The sequence below is a fragment of the Candidatus Neomarinimicrobiota bacterium genome (assembly GCA_016784545.1).
Taxonomy (GTDB): domain Bacteria; phylum Fidelibacterota; class UBA8477; order UBA8477; family JABMPR01; genus JABMPR01.
This window is the reverse complement of record JADHUM010000016.1, coordinates 1-13,652: the sequence shown is the minus strand read 5'-3', so window position 1 is coordinate 13,652 and position 13,652 is coordinate 1. Positions and strand designations below refer to the sequence as shown.

General features: G+C 44.8%; 8 protein-coding genes. All 8 read right to left on the bottom strand.

What is annotated here, in order from left to right; all coding sequences use genetic code 11:
- Positions 1-10: 10 nt before the first annotated feature.
- From ISR87_05280 to pgsB, 8 genes are read right to left on the bottom strand one after another with little or no spacing between them, the layout of a single operon-like run.
- Positions 11-3,010, bottom strand: a complete 3,000-nt coding sequence (locus tag ISR87_05280) for a T9SS type A sorting domain-containing protein (GenBank protein ID MBL7024849.1) — start codon at positions 3,008-3,010, stop codon at positions 11-13.
- Positions 3,011-3,062: 52 nt separating this feature from the next.
- Positions 3,063-7,562 (bottom strand): hypothetical protein, encoded by a 4,500-nt coding sequence (locus ISR87_05275; GenBank protein MBL7024848.1) that lies wholly within the window; start codon positions 7,560-7,562, stop codon positions 3,063-3,065.
- A 3-nt stretch (positions 7,563-7,565) separates the two neighbouring features.
- Positions 7,566-8,621, bottom strand: coding sequence for a hypothetical protein (locus ISR87_05270; protein ID MBL7024847.1), 1,056 nt, complete (start codon positions 8,619-8,621; stop codon positions 7,566-7,568).
- A 30-nt stretch (positions 8,622-8,651) separates the two neighbouring features.
- Positions 8,652-9,683 (bottom strand): hypothetical protein, encoded by a 1,032-nt coding sequence (locus tag ISR87_05265; GenBank protein MBL7024846.1) that lies wholly within the window; start codon positions 9,681-9,683, stop codon positions 8,652-8,654.
- A complete protein-coding gene (locus ISR87_05260) occupies positions 9,683-10,543 on the bottom strand; it encodes a hypothetical protein (GenBank protein ID MBL7024845.1) in 861 nt (286 codons plus the stop codon). The genes ISR87_05265 and ISR87_05260 overlap by 1 nt, the downstream gene beginning before the upstream one ends.
- Entirely contained in the window at positions 10,536-11,654 is a 1,119-nt protein-coding gene (gene pgsW, locus ISR87_05255; protein ID MBL7024844.1) for a poly-gamma-glutamate system protein, read from the bottom strand. The genes ISR87_05260 and pgsW overlap by 8 nt, the downstream gene beginning before the upstream one ends.
- Positions 11,647-12,096 (bottom strand): poly-gamma-glutamate biosynthesis protein PgsC, encoded by a 450-nt coding sequence (gene pgsC, locus ISR87_05250; GenBank protein MBL7024843.1) that lies wholly within the window; start codon positions 12,094-12,096, stop codon positions 11,647-11,649. Before pgsC ends, pgsW begins: the two co-directional genes overlap by 8 nt.
- On the bottom strand, positions 12,093-13,271 hold the full coding sequence (gene pgsB, locus ISR87_05245) for a poly-gamma-glutamate synthase PgsB (GenBank protein ID MBL7024842.1): 1,179 nt from the start codon (positions 13,269-13,271) through the stop codon (positions 12,093-12,095). The genes pgsC and pgsB overlap by 4 nt, the downstream gene beginning before the upstream one ends.
- Between the last annotated feature and the right edge of the window lie 381 nt (positions 13,272-13,652).

The window sequence follows — 13,652 nt, the reverse complement described above, 5'->3', positions numbered from 1 at the left end:
AGCTCTGTGATTATTTAACAAACATTACTTTTTGGGTGTGCAATTGAGTTCCCGAAACAACGGAAACCATATATACGCCACTACTCAGGTCCAACCCAAATCGATTCTGCCCATTCCAGGTATAGGTATGGACGGCCTGGTTACTCAGAGTTTCATGGAGAATTTCCCGTCCTTTCAGATCGTAGATATACAGATCCAGGCTGGTGCCTATCATATTCTCAATAGGTATGCTCACTGCACCATTGAAGGGATTTGGATAGGCGGAACCGACCTTAAACTCCTGAGCCACAACGACTTCATCCACAGAGACAGGCATTTGACCACTATAGGCCTGGGCATAAATGTTGGTTAACTCCGTTTTACCTGAGGAGCGCATATCCTGCCAGACGATGATGTAGGTCAAAGAATCAGGATTGCTGCTTGCAAAAGGTAAAATCTGAGGCTGCATTTGATTCAGGACTGATGTGGAAACTGGAACTCCTTCAGCAGCATGACCACGACTATCTGGATGGGAATCATAGAAGTATAAATCTGAATGAATACCACCTCGAATATCCTCCCAGGCCACCAGGTAACGTGAACCATTTATGGTCCGTAATGCAGGAGCTTTATTTTCGGTTGTCAGAGTGGTTATTTGTTCTGCTGCCGTATCAGTTGTGAGGTTTTTTACATAGATATCATGTTGAAAACCATCATAATCCTGCCAGGCGGCATATAGTATTGAGCTATTATCATCGGCAAAACTCAAGGCCAGATTAGTTTGGTCACCAAACTGGTTACTGATCAGTTGTTCGGTACCAAGGTTTCCATCACTATCAATACTCACCGCGTAAAGATCTACGCTACTTTCAATAATGTTCCGGTGATCTTCCCAACCCACAGTAATCATATCTGTTTCAGGATCGTATGCGGCAATTGAACTTCGTTGAGATCCTGTTGCTTCTGTCACTGATTCAGTCCAAAGCGTACTACCATCTTGTAATAACTTGGAGATGTAAGTTTTGGTCCCTTCAACCGTTTCAGATTCCCAGATGTAGATGACCGTAGAATCAGCCATAGCTATTGCGCTGGTGACGTAGGTATCACCACTTATATCTGGAGGTCCAATCTCAAGGCCTCCCTCGGCCCATTGCGTAGCCCCAGTGATATCATATTTTTGTGCAAATAGACGTAATCCAACAAAAAATATGTCTTCTGTCCAGAAATAGTAAAGAAAACCATCAGCACTGGTAACCATTTTGGGCTTGAATTGACCCAGGATAGCGTTGGGGTTCACCTGGAGTCCATCTGAAGGCCAGGTTGGGACCAGATCATCTCCTACATGCTGGACAAACAGGATTTCTGTTCCTGTGGAAATATTCGAATAGGCAACATAAGCTCCGCCTTCATTATCTGGGGCAATGATTGGATTTAATTGTTGATCATTGCCGGAAAGTGGCAGTCCATCCATGGTATGCTGGATCGAGGCATTTTGATCCATAACTTGAGCCATGGCGACTGAACCTGTGCCAGCCCAGCGATTGTCCTGCCAGAAGATCAAGGCATCATTGTCACCCCAGGTGAGTGCCTGAAATTTGCTGGCATCTCCATCGATACCAAAAAAGAATTCAGAACCATCAACATCCCAGGCTTGACTACCATCCAACCGGACATGTTGGGCTGTGATTCCAATACTACCTGTCGATGCATTTGACCATACTACGAGAGCCCCTTCATTTCCATCGGTACGGACAAGACCACCATTCTGATATTTTTTACCTGAGGTTAAAGCAATACCATCCACTTCATATCCCATACTGCCATCGGCGTTGACGTACTGAAGAAAAATATCTGACTGTGGATATCCACCATTGCGTTCATCCAGCCAGGTTACATATACACCTCCTGCATCACCCAGAGTGAAGCGAGGTTGGAGTTGTTTGAGTGTGGCTTCCACCACAGGTATTCCGCCATCGGCCCAGACTGGTGAACCAGAGAAATCCAGGCTCTGCATAAAGATATCTGGGTCTTGAGGATTATTTCGAAAATCCTGCCAGACATAGTAAATGCGATCAGTTCCATTGGATTTGACACGACTAAAGCTTTGTTCTGATGGCAAGTTGGTAAGCGCGATGCCATCTATTGCCCAAACTGGAGCTCCGTTGAGATCCAGAAGTTGTGAAAAGATATCGGTTTTAATATTATTACGGTTGTCCAACCATGAGACAGCAACCCTGTCTCCGTCAGCGGGTGCAACCTTGGGATATACCTGATCAGAGACATTCCCGCAAACCAGGATGCCATTTTCGCCCCAGAGACCTGTAAAATTCACATCTAGTCTTTGTCCATAAATATCTGGGTCGTTGGTATCTCGGGTATCACGCCAGACCACGACAACTTCACTGCCACTGGTTTCAATACTATGATTTGACTGGGTCCCGGAGGCATTCACCACAGGCAGACCGTTGGTACCACCTGAAGCAAGTGGGCCTGAGGCGGTTAAGACGGTTCCAAAAATATCGCCTGATTCAGAAAGAGAGCCATCATCCCAGATGACGTAAGCCACGCCAGTTGCACCTCTGGCCATATTGGCAGATTGCTGTGATCCAGCATTCACTGCGATTGGAACTCCGGCTGGATCCCAGGATAAATTTCCATCTGCGTCTAGATGTTGGGCATAGACATCGCCATATTCATCATCGCGATAATCAATCCACGCTAAAAATGCACCACCTGATCCATCTGAAACCAGCACTGGATCTTCCTGACGACCATCTGCTATGGTGGCACGGATACCAGTATCACCCCAGAGCATGGTCCCAGTGGTATCTATTTTCTGGACATAGACATCACGATCCCCTGTGCGTGTATCGGACCAGCCAAAAATCATTTCCCCTGAAGCTCCCACGTCACCAGTACGCTGCCATTCAATATGGACGCCCTGGCGAACAGGAACTCCATTCTCAATCCACTGGAATTCTCCGGTTGCAAACACACTTCCCACAGTCAGAAGTAAAAATAAAAATCTCATTATATATATACCTTCTCTTCAGGTTTAATAGAAGTCAAAAACTCCACATCAATTATGGTTCATTTATAACATTGATAGTTTCAATTAATAGTATCAAATCAATAACGTCAACGCGTTCATCGGCAGATATATCTGCCTGGTTAAATTGTGGCTCACTCATTTCCTCAACCAGGAGGATAAAGTCAAATAATTCTGTTACATCCTGGATATTTACCAGATAATCCCCGTTTATATCACCAAAAGGAGTCTCTCCAAAGACAACATCCAGGGCAATATTAATCACAGTTTCAGGGGCATTTGGAGCGGTGGTCGTCACAAGGAGTGAGGTCTCATATGATCCTGCAGCACTATTGCGAGGTTGAATATCTATGATAAAAGACGTGCTTTCACCAGGATTGACAACATTGGTCCAACCACTAGCAGAAAACCAGCGTGTGGGTGGTAGTATTTCAACTGCAGCACCTGACTCAATAGGTGTTGTGGAATTATGACGTACCGTTAAACCAAAGGTTCGATCTGAATTCTGTAAGCCAATTGTTGAGCTGGCAACGATTTCACCGACATCTTCGTATTGATACTTAATTGTTCCGTAAGCATCTAGAATCACTTGAAATGAGTAGAAAGAATCTGTACTAAACTTGGGGAAATCTCTCCAGGTCATAATACACTGGTCAAATCCGTTACTCCAGAAATAGAAGGTTCCCTGCGGACCATTATCATTGTTCATATCATCCCACCAGGGGGCTAATAGAGAATTAGGGGCGGAACTGGATGGCAGACGTATATTATACCAGGGTGAATGAAAACCTTCGAAGGTGATGGTTCCATTACTGCCCATATAGCCCACTGAATAGGCATCATCATAGAGGGGAAATTCAAAGCCTAAATCAACTGGCACTGTGCAATCATCGAACTCCTCAGACTGATAGGGAACCCGATTGGACTCATTTTCAATATCGATCCAGCCATATTCAGGACCATCTTCATCGTTGTTATCTTTCCAGCTGTAGCCGTAGACATCACTGCCTTCCCTGAGTACGGATGCACTTCCAGGAGCGTCAGGAGTATATTTGGTGATTGTGGGATCAATTGGTTGGCTCACAACTGGCTCTAGAAGCAGATCCGAAACCACACTAATTTCGTATATGAGAGGTGACTCTCCCACATTTGAGATGATAATCGAATCTCTGGCATTACTCCAGGGAACCTGCTCAAAGTTTAAGCTTGTCGAGCTAAATGATATTTGAGAATCGCCAAGACGCTCACCACGATCCGTAGTGAACAGAATTGCTGTGCCAGCACTGAATTCTCCAAGGCTGGGCTCAGTTATGTTATTGTAAGAAGCCTGTATCCCGGTTTCAGAATCAGGGGATTCGATCCCAATAGTTGAGAAATTGGATGAAATATCAATATTGTCGAAATTCAGGTATTGAAATTTGATATCATTTTCACCGGTATCTGTGGGATTTCCTGTACTTCCATAGATAACAAGTTGAAAGCTTATCTCGTTAAAATAAAACAGGGATCTCATCCTGCTCCATTCGATAATAAAAATATCATTCACTTCATCGTGCTTGTAATAAACTGCACCAGGAACCGTAATCAGGTCATCCCAGAATGGGGCTAACATGGCAGTCGGTCCAATAGGTGACGGGATAGTCCTGTTATGAAAGTTTACCACAGATTGGTCACCAAAAGCGGCCCAGCCGTTTGAGCACACCGTGATTTGGTCAAAGGCAGTCCCATAATAATTTACCGTGAAGGGCAGATTGAGGGTGCTTGAAGCATCATCTTCTTCCCAGATGTCATATATGTTTACAGTGCTGCCATCCCCACCCAATTGGGTATCAATTTCCATCCAATCATATGTCGGTGCCTTTGAATAGTTTAAATCGAAATTATCAAACATGCGGTAGCCGTAGCTATCCGCCTGTGAAGGTCCGAAGCGATTTGCACCCTCTAATTGGATGATATAATCCAGTGTGTCAAACTGGCTCTCCTGGGCACATTCAAATCTTAAGGTAATTTGTTCACCAGGAAAGAGGAGCTCATCAAATAAGATCTCCATCGTTTCAGAAGTCATGGCCGACCCATCCATGTCAATGGAGGGACAGGTCAATGATCCCGGAGTGAAGGTGACAAATTCTGAAGCCAGTGGTGTAATCGTCAGTTCTTGCGAGGACACGCCACCTGTGTTTAGCAATTCCAGCTCTATTTCAGCTGATTCGCCCATGAGTAAAGCGCCAGTGACAACATTTATTGCCTGCACGCTTAACAGTGGTGCCTGGACTGTTAAAAATTTCTGCCAGGTCCAGGCGATTTCATCAATCAGAATTTCTAGCTCCATGGTTAGGGGTGTGCCATGTTCTAGAGCTGGAATGTTTATGATGATTGGATCCAGGTCAAATGTTGACAGTGCTGATATGCTATCCACTAAAATAGTTTCATCAAAAATAAAACCAGGAGACAACGATGAAAAAGTTAGTTCCACATTGTCTAAAGTGAGTCCGGGGTTGTCCAGGGAAAGCAGAATAGTTGAGCTATTTCCAGCAACCGGTTGTCCTCCCCCTTCAAGTGTCCACTCGACTAATTCCAGAGGGTTGTTTTCATACGTTATGGGAATGGTTGCCAAATAAGGCAGCAGATTTTTACCAGTTACGGTAAGATTTATTTCTTCGGAACCTTCAGCCACAAAGGGCAAATCAATTTGACCACTTGCATCAGTATATCCACCCCAGGCGTTTTCTAGATTATTGAGGGCTACATAGGCTCCGGCTACACCTTCCCCTAAGGCATCGCTTACTGAAATTGAAGTGAAATTTTCACCTGTATCTAGTGTATCAATATGCTCTACACTAAGATTTTGGGGAACAGTAGTCCACAATTGCATACCTGGATCACCCAGTAAATTGTAGACATGGTGGTAAAACTCAGGTGTCTGGTCAAAGGGAAAGTAGGTATTTTGGTGGTAATTACGCCAGAGTTCAAATTTACCATTCCAGAGCGCATCTCCCAGAGTGGTGAGTCCTTGATCGAAAATTCCAGAATAGATGCCAATATCGATAACATTGTTGAATTGGGTATGGGTGTAAAGTTCGCTGGGACCGAAAAATGCGACAGCACCATTGGGAACTGAAACGGTTCCAACCCGTGTCCAAGCTTCACCGAAACAGGGGTCCTCAGTTCCAGCTGCAAAATTACCCCCGCCACATACAACCGAGGTGATGATTGGGGTTCTAGCTCCTGAATGAATCAGATTGTAAATATCATGATTGACAAAATCTGGACCAAACCATCCGTTGTACATTCCAAAACCGCGATAATTAACAAACCCCACACCAGCATTGATGGGGTTAGCAATGTTGGAAGTACTGGACACGCCTGGGTGGTAAGCCGTGTAGACCTCATTAAAACCTTTTTCAATCAATTTATCAGCAACCCACTCCTTGGTGGCCTGGGCTGAAGCTGCACCCCAGGTCGTGGATATCATGAGCGCACGCTGGAACCAGTCCGTGTTCTCCATGTAGGGGCTACTTTCATAGGCTACAATTTTTGATGTAAATGCAATTAACTCTGAAACAGTATCCACAGAAAGACGACCCACCATGAGCTCGGGAAAGGAATCATCCCCTTCCAGAAGGGCATATGGATGATCGGTAACCAGATTGTCACCCTGGGGATTTTGAATATAATGACCGGGAATTCCCTGATCTTCATCGCCAACAATGACCAGATAATCTGGACGACTTTCCCAGGTATCCCAGGCGGTCTGAATATATGCTTTTATTGCACTGGCTGAATTCCCCGTCGTGGCGGTTCCCACAATAGTGACCTGGTAACCCATGCGTAATTTCCAGTCAGCAAAATACTGGATGTAAAGCTCAAACTGGGGTGGTGTGACGATGAGATAATGACCCCTGCTGGCAAACTGTTCCTCAGGGAGTGTCACGGATCGGATACCACCGTCATCGGTGACCTGAGCAGCATCGGCAAGTTCCACACCTTGAATCTCAAATTGAATCGTACTGGGAACCTCTGGTGAATGTGTGGATCCATTTAATGTCACGGGGCGCACAGTAATGGGCAAATAAACCTGACCCTTAATTTGCATGGTTTCACCAGCCAGAATATCGACGACTTGTGATCTGGAAGTACGCTCCCAGTCATAGACAGCAATCTCAACAGCCTGCATATCTGAATCCAGATGACCTGCGGGTGTCGCCTTTAGAGATAAGCCCGCTAGACTATAGTCATTTCGAATGACATTTGAAATATTTGGGGTGATATCTTGAGCGATAGGAACAAAAATTGTGAGCATAGGTAAAGCTGCATCGCCGGGACCACCGGCTACACCATACCCATAATTATGAAATGATTCAGGTTGCTCCAACATGGAGCGCCATTGGGCTTCACTGACATGTTGAAAGTCCAGATCGACCTGCACACCGCCAGCAGTCGAGGTGAGGTTCATCGAGGGGCGTATTAAATCAGCAGCTCCCAAAGAATTGAGAGCCAGAAGAAGGGTCAGTATGGTGTAGAGGGATTTTCGCATTTATTACCTATTTTCGATGTGGTAGCGTTTAATCCCCTCTCGTGTTGCTGCATGAATCATATCATCAGAAATAAATGTAGAGTAGGTGTACCCCGCATCAATCGCCTGATCAACTTTGGGTGTCCCTGGATCACTCAAATCGACCAGAAACATTCCATTTTCCCCACAACTCAAAACTGCCAGATCATTCCACATACTTATATGTTTTACCCAGCCCCCAACCTCAACATCAGCGAGATGGGTCAAACTGCTATCCCCTGCACCTATTGAAAGTATTTCCATGCCTGCCCAATTGTCAGCAACCAGCAGGTAATTGTCATAAAGCTTCACTTCAAGTGCCTCACCGCCAGTATCAATTACTCCTAGTGTGTCACAGTGATCATGTTCAATACGATATAATCCAACACCCAATTCACCATGGGAAGAAGCCACAAGCGATCCTTGGGCGTCGATTCCATAATTTTTAGCACCGGTATACTTCTTAATCGTATTAGCCTCCCAATAATAATAGCCTTCCAAACCATCTGTAAATCGATTCAAGAAGGTGAATCTCAACCCATCTCCTATATCCGTATCTGTATTGTATAGTACGAGAAGGCTGTCATTCACCCTGGCTGAGGCCATGTCTCGGGTATTTTGGTCACCAAAATGTTCTGACTCCCAAATAAGGACACTTGGAAATTTGATATAGACTGAATCGAAACCACTCAAATCACTGCTAAGTTGTCTGAGATATCCTTGATCTTTACTCACAGAAAGGATCAATTTGTACTCTGGTTCAACCCTTAAAGCGGTAGCTGAGGCACTCCCGAACTGATGATTGAATATCTTGCTGACTACGCCATTATCATCTTCCCATATCTGCGTACCAGCTGCTGAGGCGGCGACGAAAATTTTATTTCCATAGGCTGAGACGTCCCGGGCATAGCCACCCGTTTCAATCACATCAACAAGTGTTACTGTGGCAGCAGTCATGGTATCAATGGGATCTGGCTTTAAACAGGCCGTCAGCATTAGGGTCAATAAGATTACAGATGCTAGTAGAATTATTCTTTTCATGTGCTTAACGTAACTCATCTTTTCTTAAAATTAAAAGTACATGTCTATAACGGATTTGAATCCAAAGCTAACACCAAACCAGTATCTCGAAAAGGATTTGAGCTCTTGAACCGCTGGATCACTGGAGTCCACACGGCGTTCACGATAGCCTGCGAAAGGCTCCACGAGAAATGGTCCATTGAGGTTTGGCAATACGGTGAACTCAATGCGGACTTCATCCTGATAACGTCCAGCATGAAGCGGATCATCATTTTGTTCACTCTCATAGGCTCGCTGGTCATATCTACCTGCAAGGCGAAGTCTATGTTTACCTGGCATCTTCAGAGTCATTGAGGGTCTAATATTCAAATATTTATAGGAACGATCCCTGTTGTCAAAGTCGTTATGATTGTCAGCAACTCCGTATTGAAACTCAGTAACCAGGGATAGTACCTTAAACTGCCTCACCACCAATTTGAGATCTCCTTCCAACATCTTCATATCATAATGTGAAAAGGGTGCCTGATATATCTCGTTGCGGACAGTTATGCGATATTCTATTGTATTCTTTTTGCTCACACGGTGTTGTAATCCCAGCCAAATCCGATCCGTACCGAAATTGCATACCTCACGACTAGATAGGAGCGTTCTAACATCTCGAAACAAATAATTTCTCAAATAATATTCAGGTAAGATCCAGTAGCCCATGTCGAGGTAGCGATATTTTCCCAGAGACTGCCGGATGCCCATGGAATAACTCTGGTAACTTCGTTCAGGGATATCCTGGTAGTAATGATGATTTAATTGAAGATTGAATCTTGTCTTCCGACCAGCAAACAAACGCGGTGAATAGTTCAATTTTCCAGTGAAGGAAACCACGTTACTGGAGGAATAGGTAATTCCATTCAGGTAATCTGAATCCTGACCCGCTTTTAGAATTTCTACTGATGAAAGATTGAGGGGGTTGCTCTGGAAATTGGGTTGGACTCCCAACTCATAGAATACTGGGGCTGCCAGCTTCTGAAAAAAGCTCTGTGAGAATAATTGCCCGAACAGGAGTGCTATAAGGAGTAAACGTCGCACTAGTCTCCAATAATCTGATTTAACTTGATAAAGACCTGCCGATCCTTATCCATCAGTCTGAGCTTTATTTCGTGCATGCCTTTACCCAGCTTAACATCGCAACTACGCCAGCTACCTGGAACAACTCCATTTTGACCATCTACAGTTGTGACTTCAGAGCGATCGGTTGAGAAATAGTATGTGCCAACAACTTTACCATTATCCAGAACCTGAATGCGGTAATCTTCCTCACGTCCCATTTGTGGGCCAAAACCCAATCGACTGGTTATCTCTAAGTTGACAGGACCTTCCATGGTCACAAAAAGCGGGTGACCTTTGGTCATGGAATAATAGCTGAGACGTTTGTCATTGGATATGAGCTTGATAGGCTCTTCTTCAGAAAGTGCATCAATACGTTTTTTCTTACCCCTGGGAGCGTTACTGTCCTCAAGAACGCGAACAACAATGCGCTCTCCACGCTTCTTGGGACGAATGGTCACTTCGTTCACCCCGGCAGGAACACTGATATAATCAACAGCAGATTTACTAAAGTAATGATTGGGATGTTGGGGTGATTTAACACCTTTGCTATACTTCTGTTGGTGATTCACCTGGAGTGGTTGATTCCCATTGAGCTGGACTTCAAAACCAAATGATTTTGATTTGCCTTTCTTACTACTGAGTACGGCGCGGGAATAAATTTTTATCCTCTGGGGTCCATTGACTTTATAGACGAGGGATTGACCATCCAGGGTGTAGTAGGAACTACGATTCCCTGAAACAATCAGGATGTCACGTTGTTTTTTCGCATCATGTGGCTTTATAACGCCAGCAAATGCACTACTCAGAATCAAGGTCAGAAGGATCAGTTTTTTAAACATAGGAGTCCGGTTCGTATTTTTCTAAATGATGTTTAATCTTACGTTTACTATTCAGACCTACGGTAACCACCATCACTAGCAACAGCGCCAAAGCCAGGGCGGTAGTCCAGGGATTGTATCTTTCGCTGGCATAGAATGAACCGACACCAAGTTCTGGGGTGGGTGTGGCTGCATAAGGATAATCAAATTGGTCAAACATGGAACGAATGTTGAGCACATGAATGACAGGTACTCCCTCACGACCAAATTTCGCCATGACTCCGCCATTACGCATGGATTCGAACTGCATGCGTTCTGTTAAACCAGGGGGAATCAACCGCACGTAAGCTGCATCACCAAGCACAGCGGCACCACCACCCACATTTATAAATGCTTTGTACTCATCGATTGGTCCGTTGGCACTAAATAAATCCATACGACGCTGTACTGCGTTGGCCAAGTCTTCGCTGTTAATGAAATCAACCCCATTTCTAGAGATGGTTTCCTGGATGAGTTCACGACCTCGGGGACTCAACCGTCGTCCCACGTCAGAACCTCCACCCATACTTGCAGCACTGGATTTGAAAGATATAATTGAGGTGTCATAGAGGACCTTTTCCATATCCAACCAGGTGAAATCCTCAATATTAGCACCCCACTGGGAGGCACCCACCGAAGCCAGGATATGTGGCACAAGCCCCAGTTCCTCAAGAGCGCAAACAACAGCTAAATTTCCACCTGGCATGGAGCCGGTCAAGGTCACGGCGACTTTGTCACCTTCTGAAACACCTGCACGGGTAAGATAATCCACAATCATGGCAGCAACATTGGGGTCAAGGACTGATATTTTGGCATCCAGATCACCCTCATCTGTGGTGATGTAGGTAAACTGCCGACCGATTAAGCCAGTTTCATTGGGATCGTTGATATCATCCATAAATACGGCGGCTTCACCACGACTATCTTTTAAGATCTGCATGGCATTGACCATACGCTGGGCTGCAGCAATTTTCACATCATAGGCAGGTTGACGGGTTTCGACTGTCAGGGAACTGGCGGTGTAAAAGACTACCAGGGAAATGATAGCCATGGCTACCAAAACTTCTGCACGCTGTATGGCTGGCCTAAACATGAATCACCCCGCCACTGATAAGCATGACTGCCAATTGTACTATGCTGGCAGTGATGAGAATAACACTCAAGGTTCTCACAATCCCCTGACGATCCATCCAGGAAGCTATCAACCCGGGGATGATATAACCAATGGTATAAAAATCCCAACCGAGAGCCTGGAATTCCACTGCCAGATAATTTCTGGAGATATAGCCGAAGAAGAATCCCAAAAGGAGTGAAAGTACCAAACGGCGTTTCCCATAGATCAACAGGAATTGCGATAACCCCTGGACAATCAGAAAAACCAGAATTGAAATGGTGAATGTGGCAATAACTCGTAATGGATCGTGGAGGTACATGGCGATATAACCAGGCACGATAATGCCACCTGCTGTTACCCCTAGCCATTCTGTCAACCAGAGACTCAGTATGATGCCCAACCCGATGGCAATTTCTATCATTTATGAACCCGATATTTTTTTAATTCATCAAGTATTTGAAAACCACTCCCAACAATATTACCAATTCCAAAAATCAGCGTATTACCTTTTTGTGAAAGTAATTTTTTAACGAATACGGCTGCACTTTGATTTTCTGAAAACTGTTCAACTCGGCCCTTCACTTTGGAAAAGTACGGCTTTTCAAATCGTTCCATTTTATCACCACGAACAAAAAGAGAATCTGGCTCTATATCATCGAGAATCAGCTCCAATAACTGTGAGCTGCGATTTACACGATCAGAGCGGGTATTCAAAAAGGCACAAGTATGCTCATGATCAAGACTAGGATGCTCCTTGATCATATTCCAAATCGTTTTGGTAGACTGTGGATCGTTGGCCGCAAAGGCATTCACCAGAGAGAAATGGCGTCCATCCATTTCCAGATCCCAGATCCGTAGGGCTCCAGGGTCAGGCTGAGCTTTGCGCATACCATCCAAAGCTTGTTCTCTTGCAATACCAAGGGATTCACAGACAGCCAGGGAGAGAGCTACGTTTTCGGGGTGTTCGATATGATTAAAACCGATCATGTCTTCGTGGCTGACGCCATGATCCGTGACAGCATTCACTTCGGTGCCTCGTTTGGCAGCAACCTCATTAAAAATGTCTAGTTTGTCCTGCTCGGCAGTAAAAAGATTGCCTTTGAAGGGAATGGTGTTGGATAAGGACATGGCAATGTCGCGGAGACGATGTCCCATCTCTTCAACATGGTCCAGACGGGCATTTGTAATGACACTATGGGTTGATTTCACCATATGCTGTTCGGTGATCCATTGATATTGGGGTTGCACTGCCATACATTCCAGAACAACTGCCTGTGGGCGAAACTGTCCAAAATAACGTAAGAATCGAACTTGCTCGCCAATACTGGGTTTCTGAAGTCGGTGAATTTTGCGATCTTTTCCCTCTAAATCCAGAATGCGGGGATCTGATCCAGTGGTCTTTCCAAGGACAGAATAACCTGCCTCTCTGAGACCTGCGCAAATGAGTCGTGTGACACTGGATTTACCCCGTGTTCCATTGACATGTATTCTGATAGGGATTCGTTTCAGGGCGCGGAGATGAACCCACCACTCTCCAGTGAGAGCAGCGATCACCGTTAAAATCATGATAAACAAAGAAAATACAACGACATCCATAAATAGAATCTAGACCTTGAGCCCCTTCCAACTCCCCGCAATTTCGAGGACAAAATATAGTTTTCACAGAATGTTTAGTAAGATTGAAAAGGGGGTTTTTCTTGAAGACATAAAAATGTCATTTATGGTGGGATTTTGTGAATCCATGAAAAGGCAGGGGGGTAGCATGCTACCCCCGTACATCAATGAGCGAAATTGGGAGGAGTTGGAAGGCATGCTACCTCCGCAATGACTGTATTGGGGTCTTCGCGATAACTAAGACCCAATCAAGCATTATTTAGCAGTGTTGGGTTAATAGATTTATAGTTATCAATATAGGGTGCTTGATCCCTGATTATGGCGCACAACACCTTTAATAATTTGTTGGCTACATTATTAAGG

What these genes read in the sequence shown, in the direction of transcription:
- ISR87_05280 (MBL7024849.1), bottom strand. Translation starts at nt 3,010, where the DNA reads ATGAGATTTTTATTTTTACTTCTGACTGTGGGAAGTGTGTTTGCAACC.
- ISR87_05275 (MBL7024848.1), bottom strand. Translation starts at nt 7,562, where the DNA reads ATGCGAAAATCCCTCTACACCATACTGACCCTTCTTCTGGCTCTCAAT.
- ISR87_05270 (MBL7024847.1), bottom strand. Translation starts at nt 8,621, where the DNA reads ATGAAAAGAATAATTCTACTAGCATCTGTAATCTTATTGACCCTAATG.
- ISR87_05260 (MBL7024845.1), bottom strand. Translation starts at nt 10,543, where the DNA reads ATGTTTAAAAAACTGATCCTTCTGACCTTGATTCTGAGTAGTGCATTT.
- pgsW (MBL7024844.1), bottom strand. Translation starts at nt 11,654, where the DNA reads ATGTTTAGGCCAGCCATACAGCGTGCAGAAGTTTTGGTAGCCATGGCT.
- pgsC (MBL7024843.1), bottom strand. Translation starts at nt 12,096, where the DNA reads ATGATAGAAATTGCCATCGGGTTGGGCATCATACTGAGTCTCTGGTTG.
- pgsB (MBL7024842.1), bottom strand. Translation starts at nt 13,271, where the DNA reads ATGGATGTCGTTGTATTTTCTTTGTTTATCATGATTTTAACGGTGATC.